12 protein-coding genes are annotated in these 17412 nt (G+C 67.3%); 8 read left to right on the top strand and 4 right to left on the bottom strand.

Annotation, left to right across the window (positions count from 1 at the left end):
- Window positions 1–72 precede the first annotated feature (72 nt).
- From prlC to HOP52_RS14155, 6 genes are all read left to right on the top strand, one after another.
- Window positions 73–2121 (top strand): oligopeptidase A, encoded by a 2049-nt coding sequence (gene prlC, locus HOP52_RS14180; protein WP_238978051.1) that lies wholly within the window; start codon window positions 73–75, stop codon window positions 2119–2121.
- An 80-nt stretch (window positions 2122–2201) separates the two neighbouring features.
- Window positions 2202–2447 carry a YheV family putative zinc ribbon protein gene (locus HOP52_RS14175; protein WP_238978050.1) on the top strand — a complete coding sequence of 82 codons (246 nt, stop codon included), beginning with the start codon at window positions 2202–2204 and terminating at the stop codon, window positions 2445–2447.
- A 2-nt stretch (window positions 2448–2449) separates the two neighbouring features.
- Window positions 2450–4168, top strand: coding sequence for a Na/Pi cotransporter family protein (locus HOP52_RS14170; RefSeq protein WP_238978049.1), 1719 nt, complete (start codon window positions 2450–2452; stop codon window positions 4166–4168).
- Between the two features lie 254 nt (window positions 4169–4422).
- Window positions 4423–5406, top strand: coding sequence for a TAXI family TRAP transporter solute-binding subunit (locus HOP52_RS14165; protein WP_238978048.1), 984 nt, complete (start codon window positions 4423–4425; stop codon window positions 5404–5406).
- Window positions 5407–5494: 88 nt separating this feature from the next.
- Window positions 5495–7657, top strand: coding sequence for a TRAP transporter permease (locus HOP52_RS14160; RefSeq protein WP_238978047.1), 2163 nt, complete (start codon window positions 5495–5497; stop codon window positions 7655–7657).
- A 94-nt stretch (window positions 7658–7751) separates the two neighbouring features.
- A complete protein-coding gene (locus HOP52_RS14155) occupies window positions 7752–8834 on the top strand; it encodes a TAXI family TRAP transporter solute-binding subunit (protein ID WP_238978046.1) in 1083 nt (360 codons plus the stop codon).
- 79 nt (window positions 8835–8913) lie between these two features.
- On the opposite strand, the gene metF is transcribed toward HOP52_RS14155, so the two are convergent.
- Entirely contained in the window at window positions 8914–9756 is an 843-nt protein-coding gene (metF, locus tag HOP52_RS14150; protein ID WP_238978045.1) for a methylenetetrahydrofolate reductase [NAD(P)H], read from the bottom strand.
- 169 nt (window positions 9757–9925) lie between these two features.
- Between metF and HOP52_RS14145 the strand changes: the two genes are divergently transcribed.
- A complete protein-coding gene (locus HOP52_RS14145; protein WP_238978044.1) occupies window positions 9926–10855 on the top strand; it encodes an AEC family transporter in 930 nt (309 codons plus the stop codon).
- 93 nt (window positions 10856–10948) lie between these two features.
- On the opposite strand, the gene ahcY is transcribed toward HOP52_RS14145, so the two are convergent.
- Together ahcY and metK are read right to left on the bottom strand one after the other, a co-directional pair.
- Window positions 10949–12358: an adenosylhomocysteinase gene (ahcY, locus tag HOP52_RS14140; protein ID WP_238978043.1), complete on the bottom strand. Its 1410-nt coding sequence runs from the start codon at window positions 12356–12358 to the stop codon at window positions 10949–10951.
- A 183-nt stretch (window positions 12359–12541) separates the two neighbouring features.
- Window positions 12542–13762, bottom strand: a complete 1221-nt coding sequence (gene metK, locus HOP52_RS14135; RefSeq protein ID WP_238978042.1) for a methionine adenosyltransferase — start codon at window positions 13760–13762, stop codon at window positions 12542–12544.
- A gap of 336 nt (window positions 13763–14098) precedes the next feature.
- Here metK and tkt point away from each other — a divergent pair, with 336 nt between their 5' ends.
- A complete protein-coding gene (gene tkt / locus HOP52_RS14130) occupies window positions 14099–16093 on the top strand; it encodes a transketolase (RefSeq protein ID WP_238978041.1) in 1995 nt (664 codons plus the stop codon).
- A 162-nt stretch (window positions 16094–16255) separates the two neighbouring features.
- On the opposite strand, the gene HOP52_RS14125 is transcribed toward tkt, so the two are convergent.
- Window positions 16256–17308, bottom strand: coding sequence for a class I fructose-bisphosphate aldolase (locus HOP52_RS14125; RefSeq protein WP_238978040.1), 1053 nt, complete (start codon window positions 17306–17308; stop codon window positions 16256–16258).
- Window positions 17309–17412 lie beyond the last annotated feature (104 nt).

Raw genomic sequence — 17412 nt, 5'->3', positions numbered from 1 at the left:
CATTGAAACCCGGCCCGCCCGGCCGCATCTAAGCGTCATCGTTGACCATTCTCCAGCCGCATAGAGGTGCGCATGTCCCATAACCCCCTGCTCGACGCCCACGACCTGCCGCCCTTCGCCGAGATCGAGCCTGAGCACGTGGTGCCGGCCATCGAGAAGCTGCTCGCCGACAACCGCACCGCCATCGACCGCCTGGTCGCCCAGGCCGAGCAGGAAGCGCCCAGCTGGGCAAGCATTGCCGCCCCGCTGGAAGCGCTCAACGACCGCCTCGCCCGGGCCTGGTCGCCGGTCTCGCACCTCAACGGCACCATGAATTCCCCGGCCCTGCGCGACGCCTACCAGGCCTGCCTGGAACCGCTCTCCGAGTACAGCACCTGGCTCGGCCAGCACGAGGGCCTGTTCCGCACCTGGCGCTCGCTCAAGGAGGGCCCCGCCTGGGCGAGCCTCGACGAGGCCCAGCGGCGCAGCGTCGACAACACCCTGCGCGATTTCCATCTGGCGGGTGTCGACCTGCCGGCGGACAAGAAGCGCCGCTACGGCGAGATCAAGGCGCGCCTCTCCGCCCTCGCCAACACCTTCTCCAACCAGCTGCTCGATGCCACCCAGGCCTGGCACAAGGACATCGCCGATGCCGAGCGGCTGGCCGGGCTGCCCGACAGCGCCCTGGCCACGCTGGCCGCCAACGCCGAGGCCAAGGGGGTCGACGGTTACCGCATCACACTGGATTTCCCGAGCTTCTATCCGGTGCTGACCTTCGCCGACGACCGCGAGCTGCGCCGGGAGGTCTACACCGCCTTCATTACCCGCGCCTCCGACCAGGGCCCCAACGCCGGCGAGTACGACAACGCCCCGATCATCGAGGAGACCCTGGCGCTGCGCCGCGAGCTGGCCGAGCTGCTGGGCTTTGCCACCTATGCCGACTACTCGCTTGCCACCAAGATGGCCGAGTCGCCGCGCCAGGTGCTCGACTTCCTCGAGGACCTGGCACGGCGCGCCGTGCCCCAGGCCCGCGAGGAGTTCGCCGAGCTGTCGGCCTACGCCCGCGACGAGCTGGGCCTGGCAGCCCTCGAGCCCTGGGACGTCGGCTACGCCAGCGAGAAGCTGCGCGAGGCGCGTCACGCCATTTCCCAGGAACAGCTACGCCCCTACTTCCCCGCCCCGCGAGTCGTGGACGGGCTCTTCCAGGTGGTCGAGCGCCTCTACGGGGTCAGCTTCGAGGAGGACGAGAGTGCGCCGCGCTACCACGCCGACGTGCGCTACTTCCGGATCCTCGAGGGAGGCACGCCCATCGCCGGCTTCTACCTCGACCTCTATGCCCGCGAGGGCAAGCGCGGCGGCGCCTGGATGGACGAGTGCCGGGTACGCCGCCTGGAGGACGGCGTGCTGCAGCTGCCGGTGGCCTACCTGACCTGCAACTTCACCCGCCCGGTGGGCGATCGCCCGGCCCTGCTGACCCACGACGAGGTCACCACCCTGTTTCACGAGTTCGGCCACGGCCTGCACCATATGCTCACCCGGCAGACGGTCGCGGACGTGTCCGGCATCAACGGCGTGGCCTGGGACGCCGTGGAGCTGCCCAGCCAGTTCATGGAGAACTTCTGCTGGGAGCGCGAAGGGCTCGACCTGATCGCCGGCCACGTCGATACCGACGAGCCGCTGCCCGCCGAGCTGCTCGAGCGGCTGCAGGCGGCCAGGAACTTCCAGTCGGCCATGGGGCTGGTGCGCCAGCTGGAGTTCTCGCTGTTCGACCTGCGCCTGCATCACGAGCTGGCCGCCCCCGCGGCCGCCGAGGTCCAGGCGCTGCTCGATGACGTTCGCGAGGCCGTCTCGGTGGTGCCCCGAGCCCCCTTCAACCGTTTCCAGAACGGCTTCAGCCATATCTTCGCTGGGGGCTATGCGGCAGGCTATTACAGCTACAAGTGGGCCGAGGTGCTCTCCGCCGACGCCTGGAGCGCCTTCGAGGAAAGCGGTATCTTCGATGCCGAGACCGGGCAGCGCTTTCGTCGCGAGATCCTTGAGCCCGGCGGCGCCCGCGACGCCGCCGAGCTGTTCCGCGCCTTCCGCGGCCGCGAGCCCAGCGTCGAGCCGCTGCTGCGCCACAGCGGTATCCGCGCCGCCTGACCCGGGGCCACCGCCCGTCGGAGGCATCCATCAACACCGCCGCCGCGGCACGCCCCGGCGGCTGCCATTGGGGAGCTACCATGGCCGTGCCAAAACGCTTTATCGCCGGGGCCATCTGCCCGCGCTGTGCCGAGATGGACCGCATCCGCGCCTGGGAGCAGAACGGCATCCGCTACCGCGACTGCGTCAGCTGCGATTTCTTCGAGCAGCAGCCCATCGAGGATGACGCCCTTCCCGAGCTCGAGACCCGCGTCAACCGCGAGCGCGAGGAACAGCGCCGCAACACCGTCACTCCCGTCAGGATTCTCGACCCCAAAGGCCGCTGAGCATGACCCGCCAGGGAGCGGCCGAGCGTCAGCGGAGCACCCGGCGACGCCTGGAGCTATTGGGCCTAGCCGCCCTGGCAGCGCTGCTACTAGCACGGCTGGACCTGGCCACCCTGGCGGCGGGCATCGGCCTGTTTCTATGGGGTATGTCCCACCTGGAAGAAGGGATCAAGCGGCTTTCCGGCGGCACGCTCGATCGCTGGCTGCATAACGCCACCCGAAGCCCCGCACGGGCCATCGGCGTGGGAGCGCTGGCTACCGCCCTGGTGCAGTCCAGCTCCCTGGTCACGCTGCTTGCCATGTCTTTCGTCAGCGCCGGGCTGGTCAGCCTGACCGGCGCCATCGCGCTGCTGTTCGGCGCTAACCTGGGCACCACCACCGGGGCCTGGCTGATCGCCGGCTTCGGTCTGCGCTTCGACCTGGCCCAGTACGCCATGCCGCTGCTCGCGGTGGGGCTGCTCGGTCGCTACCGCCTTAGCGGCGGCCTGGCGGGCCTTGCCGGCCTGCTGCTGGGCATCGGACTGTTGTTCCTGGGTATCGACTTCATGAAGCTGGGCTTCGATGCCTGGCAGGACGGCCTCCATATGGCGGGCCTAAGCGGCGAGCGCCTTTGGCACTGGCCGTTGTTCGTGGCGTTCGGCATCATCGCCACCGTGGTCATGCAGTCCAGCCATGCCACCCTGCTGATCACCCTGACCGCCCTGGCCTCCGGCCAGCTGGCCTACCTGCCTGCCCTGGCCATTGCCATTGGCGCCAACATCGGCACCACCATCACCGCAGTGCTCGGCGCCCTGGCCGCCGGCGTCGCCGCCAGGCGCTTGGCCGGGGCTCATGTGGTGTTCAACCTGTTTACGGCCGCCGTCGCCCTGGTACTGCTGATGCCGCTGGCCTCGCTGGTGGACCTGATCGCCGAGCTGATCGGCCTTGCCGAGGGCGCCTGGCCGCTCAAGCTGGCGCTGTTTCATACCCTGTTCAACCTGCTCGGCATCGCCCTGATGCTGCCGCTGATCCCGCGCCTGACCGCGGCGCTGGAACAGCGCATCACCGAACCCGCTCGGCAAGTGCCCGCGCAGGCCCGCTACCTGGATGTCACGGCCCTGGCCCACGCCGATACCGCTGTCACGGCCATGGAGCAGGAGTGTCAGCGCCTCAACCGCCGCGCCTATCACCTGCTGTGCACGGCCATCCTGATGCCCAGCGCCGAGGTCATCGGCCACCCCCCGGAGGCAAGCGTCGTCAGGGCACCTATCCGGGCCGACGATTGGCCCAGCGTCAACGCCCGCTACCACGAGCGCATCAAGCCGCTTCTGGCGGAGATCCTCGACTTCCGCGCCCGTATCGACGCTCCCCTGACCGACAGCCAGCAGTCCCACTTGGATGCCCTATACGCGCACACCCTGCGTATGGTGGAAGCGGTACGCTTCGGCGAGCTGCTGCAGCGCAGCCTGCTGCGCCATGCCGCGCGCACCAGCCCGCTACGCGATGCCCATGATGACCTACGCCTGGGGCTGGCCGAGGGCCTCAACCGACTCGCCGCCGACCCGAGCACCCAAGATATCGCCGCGCCGCTCGAGGCGGTGCGCCGCCATTGGCAGCACGAGCTTGCCGAGCGGCTGCGCCAGCAGCGACTGACAGCGTGGCCAGCCTCTACGCTGATGAACGACCTGCACCAAGCCAGTCGACTGATCGCCGCACTCAGTGACCCGCCGAACAGCGACTAAGAGGCAGCACTCCGTGCGGAAATCCGCACACCGGGCATCTTGCCGTGTGTGATATTCCAGCCCATTGAAAAACAAGCACTTTCCACCTTAGTCGAATCCGATAGCAACAACCCTTTGATGCTATGGCATTTTATTCGCCAAGGCACGGGCTTTGCCTATACTGGGTGTTGTACGCCAAGCATCTTCCCGAGCGGGCGCTTTCATGCCAAGGCCGCTACGCTCTTTCATAACGACAAGGCAATCGGAGTGACACCATGCGACATAGCGCATCCAAGCTGATCCTGACCACCTGTCTCGGCGCCGCCCTGATGGCGACCGGCGCCCAGGCCGATGATCGCGACGACTGGCCCCGCAGCCTGACCGTGGGCACTGCAAGCCAAGGCGGCACCTACTACATCTACGGCTCCGGCTGGGCCAACATGGTCGGTGACGCCCTCGGCGTGCCCTTCGGCGCCGAGGTGACCGGCGGCCCGGTGCAGAACGCCACCCTGGTGCAGATGGGCGAGCATGACTTCGGCATGGTGACCATGGGGCCGGCCTACCAGGCCTGGATCGGTGAGAGCGAGCTGGCGCCGGGCATCGAGCACACCGACATGCGCGCCGTCTTCCCGATGTACCAGACCACCCTGCAGATCATCACCCTGCAAGGCTCCGGCATCACTTCGGTCTCCGACCTGGACGGCAAGACCGTGGGCGTGGGCCCGGCCGGCGGCACCTCCGACATGTACTACCCGCAGCTGTTCGACAAGCTCGGCCTCGACGTCGATACCCGCAACGGTGGCGCCTCCGACCAGGCCGGCCAGCTCCAGGACGGCCTGATCGATGCCTTCGCCTTCGCCGCGGGCATTCCGATCTCGGCCTTCAGCCAGCTCGAGGCCCAGGCCAACGTCAACATCTTCTCCTTCTCCGAAGAAGAGATGGGGCAGGTGCTGGGCGATTACCCGGAGCTCTCCCCGGCGACCATCCCGGCCGCCGTGTACAACAGCCTGGAGGAGGACCTGCCGGCCATCTCCATCTGGAACTTCGCCATCACCCACAAGGACATGCCGGAGTCGCTGGTCTATGAAGTGGCCAAGACCGTGATGGAGAACCACGAGCGCATGGTGCAGATCCACGGCGCCGCCCGTGAGACCCTGCCCGAGAACTACGAGCACAACACCTTCCTGCCGTGGCACCCGGGCGCGATTCGCTGGTTCGAAGAGAACGGCTACGACATCCCGGAAGACCTGCGCGGCTGATCCAGAACGCGCCATCGACGCCGGCCCGCGGGCCGGCGTCAACGCCTTGCGCCACTGCAGGCACCCGTAACCTTCTAGGCACTCCGGCATGACTCAAGACACCCAACCCAACGAACCCGTGGCGAAGATCGGTACCGAAGGGGTCGCCGACATTCCCATCGCCCATAACGAGCGCGTGCTCTCCGGCCTGCTCGGGCAGACGGTATTCGCCGCCTGCGTGCTGTTCACCGCCATGCACCTCTATGCGCTCAATGTCGCGCCTATCGAGACCTGGGCCTTCCGAATCATCCACGTGGCAGGCGGCCTGGCCGTCGGCTTCGCCATCACCGCGGCCATGACCCTGGATCGCAGCCCCGGCGAAGTGCGCATCGGCCGTGCCGAATGGTTTGCGCTGATCCCTTCGGTCGGCGCCATCGGCTACGCCAGCTTCTGCATTCTCTACGCCTGGATCATGCGCGAGACCCGCGGCACGCCGCCCGCCGACTGGGTCATGGTGCACCTGAGCTGGTCGCTGGTTATCGCCACCGCCATCGCCCTGATCAGCAGCTGGGTGTGGCGCAGCTCCAGCCGCTCCATCCACTGGGCGGACGTGGTACTGATCGCCGCTTCGATCATCGTCGCCGCCTTCCTGCTGTTCGTGCTCAACCGCTGGCGCATGGCCGCCGGCACGCCCTTCGTCGGCCAGACCGAGTTTTTCATCTCGGCGGTAGGCGTGGCCCTGATCATGGAGCTGACCCGCCGCGTGGCCGGCTTGGCGCTGATCATTATCACCGCCGTCTTCCTCGCCTATGCCTTCGCCGGCCCCTATCTGCCGGGCCTGCTCGAACACCGCGGCTATTCGGCCTCGCGCTTCTTCACCTATCTGTACACCGACAACGGCATCCTCGGCCCGACCACCGCGGTATCGTCTACCTATATCATCCTGTTCATCACCTTCGCCGCCTTCCTGCAGGCCTCCAAGGTGGGTGACTACTTCATCAATTTCGCCTTCGCCGCGGCCGGCCGTGCGCGGGGTGGCCCGGCCAAGGTGGCGGTCTTCGCCTCCGGCCTGATGGGCATGATCAACGGCACCTCCGCCGGCAACGTGGTAGCCACCGGCTCGCTGACCATCCCGCTGATGAAGAAAGTCGGCTACCGCCCCCGCAGCGCCGGCGGTATCGAGGCCGCGGCCTCCACCGGCGGGCAGATCGTCCCCCCGATCATGGGTGCCGGCGCCTTCATCATGGCCGAGATCACCGGCATTCCCTATACCGAGATCGCCATTGCCGCACTGATCCCCGCCGCGCTCTACTTCCTCTCCATCTACCTGATGGTCGATCTGGAAGCGCGCCGCGACGGCATGGAGGGCATGCACAAGGATGAGATTCCACAGTTCCGCAAACTGGTCAAGCAGGTCTATCTGTTCCTGCCCATCATCATCCTGATCGGCACCCTGTTCATGGGCTACTCGGTGATCCGTGCCGGCACCCTGGCCATGGTCAGCGCCGCCGTGGTCTCCTGGTTCACTCCCCACTGGATGGGGCCCAAGGCGCTGCTCAACGCCCTGTCGCTGGGGGCGCGTATGGCCATTCCGCTGATCGCCGTCTGTGCCTGTGCCGGGATCATCGTCGGCGTCATCTCGCTGACCGGCGTCGGCGCTCGCTTCGCTTCCATGCTGCTGGGTATCGCCGATGCCAGCCATCTGTTGGCGCTGTTCTTCGCCATGTGCATCTCGATCCTGCTGGGCATGGGCATGCCCACCACCGCGGCCTACGCGGTGGCCGCCTCGGTGGTCGCCCCGGGCCTGCAGCAGATCGGCATTCCCCCGCTGGTGGCACACTTCTTCGTGTTCTACTACGCGGTGCTCTCGGCGATTACCCCGCCGGTGGCGCTGGCCGGCTACGCCGCGGCGGCGATATCCAACACCGATCCGCTGAAGACGGCCATGACCTCCTTCAAGTTCGGCCTGGCCGCCTTCATCGTGCCGTTCATGTTCTTCTACAGTCCGGCGCTGCTGATGGACGGCACCTGGGTGGAGATCCTCCGGGTGGCCATCACCGCCGCGGTGGGCATCTACCTGCTGGCCGCCGCCGTGCAGGGCTGGTTCCTCAACGGCATCGCCAACCTCGTGCAGCGTGTTCTGCTGCTCGCCGCCGCGCTGTCGATGATCGCGGGGGGCTGGATGACCGACCTGGCCGGCATCGGTATCGGTGGCCTGGTCTTCGCCTGGCAGGCCGCCGCGCTGAAGAGCAAGCCCAGCGTCTCGGGCTGAGTCATCGGCTCGAATGCCCGTAGTGCCCGGCCGGGGCGGCCTCCGCCGCTCCGGCCGTTTTGTCAGCAAGACCAACGACCACAGGAGGCAGGCCATGCCTAGCGTACGGTACACGATCCTCCCCTCACTTCTTGCCGCCGGCACCCTGCTGGCCGGCAGCGTTCTCGCCGATGAGCGTAGCGACTGGCCCGAGCGGGTCCATCTGGGCACCGCCTCGCTGGGCGGCACCTACCAGGTCTACGGCGACGGCCTGGTGACCCGCATCAGCGACGAGCTCGGCGTGCTTGCCCTCTCCCAGGCCAGCGGCGGCCCCTTCCATAACATGACCCTGGTGCATACCGGCGAGGCCGAGCTGGGCCTGGTCACCCTGGGGCCCGCCCGGGAGCTGTGGGACGGCGAAGGGGTCGTGGCACCCGGCGAGGAGATGCGCAACGTCCGCGCCCTCTTCCCCATGTACCAGACCCCCTTTCACGTGGTGACGATGGCCGACTCGGGAATCGAGAGCCTCGAGGACCTGAGCGGCCGGCGGGTCGGCGTGGGCCCCATGGGCGGCACCTGCGCCGCCTACTGGCCGCAGTTCTTCGAGGCGCTGGGCATCGAGGACGTCAACCTGCAATATGCCGGCGCCAACCATCTGGCGGACTACCTGCCCTCGCGGCTCAGCGACGCCTTCGCCTTCTGCGCCGGCCTGCCGATCCGCGCCTTCCAGCGCCTCGAGCGCAACCATGACGTTCACATGTTCGGCCTGACCGAAGCGCAGCAGGCCACCCTGCTCGAGGCCTTCCCCGTCGAGCCCTTCGAGATCCCGGCCGATACCTACGCGACCATGGACGCGCCCCATGCTTCGGTGGCCTTCTGGAACTTCGCCATCGGCCACAAGGACCTTCCCGAGAGCTTCGTCTACGAACTGATGACGCTGGTGCTCGACGACCCAGAAGCCATGCAGGCCATCCACCCCGCCGCCGTGGAGACCCGAGCGGAGCACCTGGACAAGAACGACGTGCTCTGGTTCCACCCCGGCGCCGTGCGCTACTACGAGGAGCAGGGACTGGAGGTGCCGACCGCCATGTTGCCTCCGGAGATGCGCCCGGAGGAGGCCGACCCGGAGGACGCGGAGGTCGAAGCGGCCCCCGAGGATGAAGCGACCGAGCAGGACGCAGCGTCAAACAGCCAATGACGCCACGCCTGCGCATCGCGTCCGTACAACGCCCTCGCCCCGCCATTGGCGGGGCGAGGGCGTTCATGACAGCCGGGAACTAGCCGGTGATATTGTCGAGCACCTTCAGGCTCGGCGCGGCCTGGTTCAGCGTATAGAAGTGCAGCCCCGGGGCACCGCCGTCGAGCAGTCGCTGGCAGAGCCGCGAGATGACCTCCTCGCCGAAGGCCGCAATGGACTCACTGTCATCGCCATAGGCCTCGAGCTGTTTGCGGATCCAGCGCGGAATCTCGGCGCCGCAGGCATCCGAGAAGCGCGCCAGCTTGGTGTAGTTGGTGATCGGCATGACCCCGGGGATGATCGGCGCCTCGACGCCGAGGGCGCGCGCCCGCTCGACGAAGTGGAAGTAGGCGTCGGCGGTGAAGAAATACTGGGTGATGGCGAGATTGGCGCCGGCGTTCATCTTGCGGGCAAAGTTCTCCAGGTCCTTCTCGAAGCTCGGTGCCTGGGGATGGGACTCGGGGTAGGCGGCCACGGCGATCTCGAAGTGGTCGCCGGTCTCCTCGCGGATGAACTCCACCAGCTCATTGGCATAGCGCAGCTCGCCGATGCCCCCCATGCCGGACGGCAGGTCGCCGCGCAGGGCCACCAGGCTGTCGATGCCCTCTTCACGGTACTGGGCCAATAGATCGCGCAGCTGGGCCTTCTCGCTGCCGATGCACGACAGGTGCGGCGCGGTGCTGATGCCGCTCTCGCGCACCTGACGCACGGTGTTCAAGGTGCGATTCTGGGTCGACCCGCCGGCGCCGTAGGTGACCGAGAAGAAACGCGGATTCCGGCTGGCCAGGGCGTCACGCACCCCCATCAGCTTGTCACGCCCCGCCTCGGTGTTGGGGGGAAAGAACTCGAAGCTGATGCCCAGCGGATGTTCCTGCGTACTCATCGATTCACCTCATGAAGACCGTGCCTGTTGCCGCTATTCTGCCCACTGCCAGCCAGCCCGGCCAATGAAAGATTCGTGGCCGACTATCGATACCATTCATGTTGCCGGCGCTGACAGGCCGCTTCCGTCCAGGCATGATGTGGGCTTTTCGACACCCAAGGGAGTGGCCATGATCGACCCCGGCACCCTGATGGGGCCGCTATGGACGCTGCTCGGCTTCGTCGGTCTGGGCTGGCTGGCGGCACGCCGGCTGGCCATCGACCCGCGCCCCATCGCCACCCTGCTGATCTACCTCATCGCCCCGCTGACCTTCTTCCGCGGCCTGCTGCTGGGCGGCCCCACGCCGGAGTACCTGCTGCTCACCGCGGCGCTGTTCGCCTTCTGCAGCCTGATCGCCCTGGTCATCGGCCGCCTGACACGCCGCTTCTTCGCCCCCCAGGAGAGCGCCCTGCTGGCCTTTTCGGCGGGCACCGGCAATACCGGCTACTTTGGGCTGCCGGTGGCGATGATCCTGCTACCACCCGAGGGGGTGACCCTCTACCTCTTCTGCATCCTCGGGGTCACCCTCTACGAGTTCACCGTGGGCTTCTACCTCAGCGCCCGCGGCCAGTTTTCGGTGCGCCAGAGCCTGGCCAAGATCGTCCGACTGCCGCTGGTCTACGCCTTTCTCGCCGCCCTGCTGGCCAGCGGCCTGGACCTCCCGATGCCTGAGGCGCTGATGGACGGCCTGGCGGTGTTCCCGGCCACCTACACCCTGCTGGGCATGATGATCATCGGCATGACTCTGGGCCGGGTCTCGCTCCACGAGGTCGACGCCCGCTTCATCAGCGCCTGCGTGGCGGTGCGCTTCGGCCTCTGGCCGCTGCTGGCCCTGGCCGCGGTGCTGGCCCTGCAGGCCGTGACGCCACTGGCCCCGGAGCTGGCGCTCGCCCTGCTGCTGTTGGGGGTGGTGCCCATGGCCGCCAACGTGGTGGTGGTGGCCATGGAGCTGGCGATACGGCCGGCCAAGGGGGCCCTGGCGGTGCTGGTCACCACCCTGGCCGCCCCGCTGCTGATTCCTTTCTACCTGCAGCAGATGATGCGCCTGTCTGGGCTGTAAGGGTCGCGTTTGCACGAAGCTACGCTCGAAGCTGTTCCGGCGTCAGGCGCCGGACCTTCACTTCGACCTGCTCCCCGCGCTCCTCGCTGCCAATCAGTAACGGTAGCTAAGCGGCTTGTAGGGCCCCTCGACCGGCACGCCGGTGTAGTCGGCCTGGGCCCGGGTCATCCGGGTGATCACCCCGCCGAAGCCGGCCACCATGTAGCGCGCCACTTCCTCATCGAGATGGCGCGGCAGCACGGTGACGCCCAGGGCCTCGCGCTGCTCCGCCTCCGACCGCTCGGCGAAGCGCCGCTCATAGAGGTGCATCTGGGCCAGCACCTGGTTGGCGAAGGAGCCGTCCATCACCCGGGAGGGGTGGCCGGTGGCATTGCCCAGGTTCACCAGGCGGCCTTCGGAGAGCAGGATCAGGTAGTCGCGGCTGGCCGGGTCGAAGTTCCCCGGCGAGCTGTCGCGATAGACCTTGTGCACCTGGGGCTTGACCTCCTCCCAGTGCCAGTGGCGGCGCATATGGGCGGTGTCGATCTCGCTGTCGAAGTGGCCGATGTTGCACACCACCGCACCGGGCTTGAGCGTCTCGAGCATGGCCGCGTCGCAGGCGTCGATATTGCCGGTGGCCGTCACCACCAGATCGATGCGGCCCAGCAGCGCCCGGTCGATGCTCTCAGCACCACGGTTGATGCCCTCGAGATAGGGCGAAACCAGCTCATAGCCATCCATGCAGGCCTGCATGGCGCACAGCGGGTCGATCTCCGCGACCTTGACGATCATGCCCTCCTGGCGCAGCGAGGCGGCAGAGCCTTTGCCCACGTCGCCGTAGCCCACTACCAGCGCCTGCTTGCCGGCCAGCAGGTGGTCGGTGGCGCGCTTGATGGCGTCGTTCAGCGAGTGGCGGCAGCCGTACTTGTTGTCGTTCTTCGACTTGGTGACGGCATCGTTGACGTTGATCGCCGGCACCCGCAAGGTGCCGTTGCGCAGCATTTCCTGGAGGCGGTGCACCCCGGTGGTGGTCTCCTCGGAAATGCCGTGCACGGCCTCGAGCAGTTCGGGGCGCTTGTCGTGCAGCAGGGCGGTAAGGTCGCCGCCGTCGTCCAGCACCAGGTTGGGCGTCCAGCCGTCGGGGCCCTCGACGGTCTGCTCGATGCACCACCAGAACTCCTCCTCGCTCTCGCCTTTCCAGGCGAACACCGGGATCCCCGCCGCGGCGATGGCGGCGGCGGCATGGTCCTGGGTGGAGAAGATATTGCACGACGACCAGCGCACGCTGGCGCCGAGATCGATGAGTGTCTCGATCAGCACCGCCGTCTGGATGGTCATATGGATACAGCCGGCGATGCGCGCACCGGCCAGCGGCTGCGCTTCGCGGTACTGCTCGCGGATCGTCATCAACGCCGGCATCTCGGTCTCGGCAATGCGGATCTCGCGGCGGCCCCAGTCGGCCAGGCTGATATCGGCAACCCGATAGTCCTGCGCCTCCAGGCTCGAAACGGCGGGCTGGTTCATGCGTCACCTCCTCATGGAAAAGCGGTGACTCTCACTATAGGCCGAGCGGTGCCGGACGCGCCAAGCCGGCTATTACACGCAGCCAAGGCAGTGATCGAAGCCCGGAAAAGAGGAAGCCCGGAAAAGAGGACGCCCGGCTCATCATCAGAGCCGGGCGTCGAACAGGTAGGCGTACCGACGTTGCTACAGGCTGGCGGCCTGGCGCAGGGCATTGGCCCGGTCGGTCTTCTCCCAGGGGAAGGCGGTAAAGGTCTCGCTGCGCTGCTCGCCCTTGTCGTCCTTCCAGGTGTAGGTGGTCTCGAAGGGGGCACGACCGAAGTGACCGTAGGCGGCGGTGAGCTGATACATGGGGTGCAGCAGGTCGAGCATGCGGGTGATGGCGTAGGGCCGCAGGTCGAAGTGCTCGCGCACCAGCTTGATGATACGTTCATCGTCGATCTTGCCGGTGCCGAAGGTATTGATCGACACCGACGTGGGCTCGGCCACGCCGATGGCGTAGGAGACCTGGATCTCGCACTTGTCGGCGAGCCCCGCCGCGACCAGGTTCTTGGCCACGTAGCGGCCGGCGTAGGCGGCGCTGCGGTCGACCTTGGAGGGGTCCTTGCCGGAGAAGGCGCCGCCGCCGTGGCGGGCCATGCCGCCGTAGGTATCGACGATGATCTTGCGTCCGGTCAGGCCGCAATCGCCCACCGGGCCGCCGATCACGAACTTGCCGGTGGGATTGATATGAAACTGGGTGGTCTCGGTGAGCCACTCGGCGGGAATCACCTGCTCGATGATCTCGCGCCTCACCATCATGCGCAGCTCGTCCTGGTCGATGCCCGGATCATGCTGGGTGGAAAGCACCACCGCCTCGACACCACAGGGCTGGCCTGCCGCGTCATAGCGGAAGGTCACCTGGCTCTTGGCGTCGGGACGCAGCCAGGGCAGCAGACCGTGCTTGCGCAGCTCCGCCTGGCGCTCCACGAGGCGATGAGCGTAGTGGATCGGCGCCGGCATGAAGGATTCGGTCTCGTTGGTGGCATAGCCGAACATCAGCCCCTGGTCGCCGGCCCCCTGATCCTCGGGCTTGCTGCGGTCGACCCCCTGGGCGATATCCAGGCTCTGCTTGCCGATCAGGTTGAGCACGCCGCAGGTCTCGCCGTCGAAGCCCACGTCGGAGGAGGTATAGCCGATCCCGGTGATCACCTCGCGCACCAGCGTCTCCAGGTCGACCCAGGCCGCAGTGCTGATCTCACCGGCGACAATGGCCACGCCGGTCTTGACCAGCGTCTCGCAGGCCACCCGGGCCTGCTTGTCGCGGGCGATGATGGCATCGAGCACCGCGTCGGAGATCTGGTCGGCGATCTTGTCCGGATGGCCCTCGGAAACGGACTCGGATGTAAACAGGGAGTATTCGCTCATGGCGTCCTCGACCCTCTGTGGAACGGCGGCAAAGTGGCGCGGCGCTGTCCAGGCGGGGCTCGGCGACCCTGCCCGATGCGGAAAAGGGCCCATTCGGGCCGGAAACGGTATCCACCGGTTTCGGGTTGCAGAGTTTACACGCTGCCACCCGCTCTGGCACCCGCCATTTGATGACCGGCGACAAGTCGGCGACAATAGGCGGCCGAATTCGACCGCGCCGCCCCTACCCTGCGGCGCCCCCAGCCAGAACACACACCCGGCCGGCCCCTCTGCACCCGGCAGAGCAGCGCCGCCGTGGACTTGCCCCCATTCTGCCGCAGGCGAGGAGCTGACCCAATGCCATCCCGTTTCGAACTGGCCAACGCCATTCGCGCCCTGTCCATGGACGCCGTCCAGAAGGCCAAATCCGGCCACCCCGGCGCCCCCATGGGCATGGCCGACATCGCCGAAGTGCTCTGGAACGACTACCTCAAGCACAACCCCAACGACCCCAAGTGGCCCGACCGCGACCGTTTCGTGCTCTCCAACGGTCACGGCTCCATGCTGCTCTACTCGCTGCTGCACCTGACCGGCTACGACCTCAGTCTCGAAGAGCTGCAGAATTTCCGCCAGCTGCATGCCAAGACCGCCGGCCACCCCGAGTTCGGCTATGCCCCGGGCATCGAGACCACCACCGGCCCCCTCGGCCAGGGCCTGGCCAATGCCGTGGGCATGGCCATCGCCGAGAAGACCCTGGCGGCGCAGTTCAACCGCCCCGGCCACACCATCGTCGACCACCATACCTACTGCTTCGTCGGCGACGGCTGCCTGATGGAAGGCATCTCCCACGAGGCCTGCTCGCTGGCCGGCACCCAGGGCCTGGGCAAGCTGGTCGCCTTCTATGACGACAACGGCATCTCCATCGACGGCGAGGTCGAGGGTTGGTTCACCGACGATACCGCCAAGCGCTTCGAGGCCTACGGCTGGCACGTGGTGCCCAACGTCGACGGCCACGACCCCGAGCAGGTCAAGGCGGCCATCGAGCTGGCCCGCAGCCACGCGGAGAAGCCGAGCCTGATCATCTGCAAGACGGTGATCGGCTTCGGTGCCCCCAACAAGCAGGGCAAGGAGGAGTGTCACGGCGCCCCCCTGGGCGACGACGAAGTGGCCGCGGCACGCAAGCAGCTCGACTGGCCCCACGCCCCCTTCCACGTGCCCGAGCCCGTCTACCAGGGCTGGGATGCCCGCGAGAAGGGCCAGTCCGTGCAGGGCGATTGGCAGAGCCGCTTCGAGCGCTACGCCGAGGCCCATCCGGAGCTGGCCCGGGAGTTCCAGCGTCGCATCCAGTGCAAGCTGCCGACGGAAATCACCAGCGAAGCGATGATCGAGAAGGCCCAGCAGGACGGCGAGAGCATCGCCAGCCGCAAGGCCTCGCTCAACTGCCTCAACGAGCTGGGCCCGCAGCTCCCCGAACTGCTCGGCGGCAGCGCCGATCTGGCCCCCTCCAACCTGACCTTCTGGAAGGGCGCCAAGGCGATCACCCCCGAGGCCCCCGACGGCAACTACCTGCACTACGGCGTGCGCGAGTTCGGCATGGGCGCGATCATGAACGGCATCGTGCTGCACGGCGGCTTCATTCCCTACGGCGCCACCTTCCTGATCTTCATGGAGTACATGCGCAACTCGGTGCGCATGGCGGCGCTGATGGGCAAGCGGGCCATCTATGTCTTCACCCACGACTCCATCGGCCTGGGCGAGGACGGCCCCACCCATCAGCCCATCGAGCAGCTGACCAACCTGCGCACCACCCCGAACCTGTGCACCTGGCGCCCCTGCGACGCCGTGGAGACCGCAGCCGCCTGGGACGCCGCCATCAAGCGCAATTCCGGCCCCACCGCGCTGGTGCTGTCCCGCCAGGGCCTGCCCCACCAGGCGCGCAGCAAACCGCAGCTGGCCAGCATCCAGTGCGGCGGCTACGTATTGAAGGAGTGCGAGGGCACCCCGGAGCTGATCCTGATCGCCACCGGCTCCGAAGTGGGACTCGCCATGGACGCCGCCGCCGAACTGGAAGCCCAAGGCCGCGCAGTACGGGTGGTCTCCATGCCCTCGGCCTACCGCTTCGACGGCCAGGATGCCGAGTACCGCGAGCAGGTGCTGCCCCGCGCCGTGACCAAGCGGCTGGCCATCGAGGCCGGTCATGCCGACTACTGGTACAAGTACGTGGGCCTGGACGGCGACGTGATCGGCATGCGCAGCTACGGCGAGTCCGCCCCGGCGGGCGACCTGTTCAAGCACTTCGGCTTCACCGTCGACAACGTGGTGGCCAGGGCCCAGGCGCTGCTCGAAGCCTGATCGCCCGGACCCCATCGACGCGCAGGGCACGGCCGCTTGGCCGTGCCCTTTATTTTGGTTCATGGCAACTTGGCGTGAACCAGTTCTGCAGGAGGTGCTCTGTGGGAGGGCGCGGTTCGACGCCTCGACTCTGCCGGGCGAAGGCGCCGCAGGCGCGGGGCCTTAGGCGACGGTGATCGCCTCGTCGAGATAGACATCCTGAATGGCGTTGAGCAGCGCCACGCCCTCGGCCATCGGCTTCTGAAAGGCCTTGCGGCCGGAAATCAGCCCCATGCCGCCAGCGCGCTTGTTGATCGCCGCGGTGCGCACCGCCTCGGCCAGGTCGGAGGCCCCCTTCGAGCCGCCGCCGGAATTGATCAGGCCGGCGCGCCCCATGAAACAGCTGGCGACCTGGTAGCGCGCCAGGTCGACAGGATGCTCGCTGGTCAGCGTATCGTAGACGCGGTCGTGGGTATGACCGAAGCCGATGGCACGATAGCCGCCATTGGTCTCGGGCAGCTTCTGCTTGACGATATCGGCCTTGAGGGTCGCCGCCAGGTGATTGGCCTGGCCGGTGAGGTCGGCGGCCACATGATAGTCGGCGCCCTCCTGCTTGAAGGCGGGGTTGCGCAGGTAGGCCCACAGCACCGTGACCATGCCCAGCTGATGGGCGCGCTCGAAGGCGGCACTGACCTCCATGATCTGCCGGCGACTCTCCGGTGAGCCGAAGTAGATGGTCGCCCCCACGCCCACGCAGCCCATATCGAAGGCCTGCTCCACCTCGGCGAACAGCGTCTGGTCATAGAGGGTCGGGTAGCTCAGCGTCTCGTTATGATTGAGCTTGAGAATCATCGGAATCTTGTGGGCGTAGCGCCTGGCCACCGACGACAGCACGCCGAGCGTCGAGGCCACGCCGTTGCAGCCGCCCTCGATGGCCAGCTCGACGATATTGGCCGGGTCGAAGTAGCGTGGATTGGGCGCGAAGGAGGCCCCGGCGGAGTGCTCGATGCCCTGGTCCACCGGCAGCAGGCTGAGGTAGCCGGTACCGGCCAGCCGACCGTGAGCGAACAGCGCCTGGAGGTTGCGCAGCACCGCCGGGGGGCGATCGCTTGCGGCCACCACCCGGTCGATGAAATCCGGCCCCGGCAGGTGCAGCTGTTCCCGTGCCACCCCGCCACAGCGATGTTCCAGCAGGTAGCGGGCATCGTCGCCCAGCAGCATTGCGATATCGGTCATCTCGTTGCTCCCCCTTGATCCCGCATGACGGCTTTCCAAGAAGCGTAGCCCAAGAGCCCTGCCGGGGCCGGAGGCGCCCGGGGAAAACCGGGGTCGCGAGACGC

The organism is Billgrantia campisalis, from assembly GCF_022341425.1.
GTDB classification, from domain to species: domain Bacteria; phylum Pseudomonadota; class Gammaproteobacteria; order Pseudomonadales; family Halomonadaceae; genus Halomonas; species Halomonas campisalis.
This window is presented reverse-complemented; position numbering and strand designations above follow the sequence as displayed.

Coding starts and splice junctions, on each gene's coding strand:
- prlC (WP_238978051.1), top strand. CDS start 73: ATGTCCCATAACCCCCTGCTCGACGCCCACGACCTGCCGCCCTTCGCC.
- HOP52_RS14175 (WP_238978050.1), top strand. CDS start 2,202: ATGGCCGTGCCAAAACGCTTTATCGCCGGGGCCATCTGCCCGCGCTGT.
- HOP52_RS14170 (WP_238978049.1), top strand. CDS start 2,450: ATGACCCGCCAGGGAGCGGCCGAGCGTCAGCGGAGCACCCGGCGACGC.
- HOP52_RS14165 (WP_238978048.1), top strand. CDS start 4,423: ATGCGACATAGCGCATCCAAGCTGATCCTGACCACCTGTCTCGGCGCC.
- HOP52_RS14160 (WP_238978047.1), top strand. CDS start 5,495: ATGACTCAAGACACCCAACCCAACGAACCCGTGGCGAAGATCGGTACC.
- HOP52_RS14155 (WP_238978046.1), top strand. CDS start 7,752: ATGCCTAGCGTACGGTACACGATCCTCCCCTCACTTCTTGCCGCCGGC.
- metF (WP_238978045.1), bottom strand. CDS start 9,756: ATGAGTACGCAGGAACATCCGCTGGGCATCAGCTTCGAGTTCTTTCCC.
- HOP52_RS14145 (WP_238978044.1), top strand. CDS start 9,926: ATGATCGACCCCGGCACCCTGATGGGGCCGCTATGGACGCTGCTCGGC.
- ahcY (WP_238978043.1), bottom strand. CDS start 12,358: ATGAACCAGCCCGCCGTTTCGAGCCTGGAGGCGCAGGACTATCGGGTT.
- metK (WP_238978042.1), bottom strand. CDS start 13,762: ATGAGCGAATACTCCCTGTTTACATCCGAGTCCGTTTCCGAGGGCCAT.
- tkt (WP_238978041.1), top strand. CDS start 14,099: ATGCCATCCCGTTTCGAACTGGCCAACGCCATTCGCGCCCTGTCCATG.
- HOP52_RS14125 (WP_238978040.1), bottom strand. CDS start 17,308: ATGACCGATATCGCAATGCTGCTGGGCGACGATGCCCGCTACCTGCTG.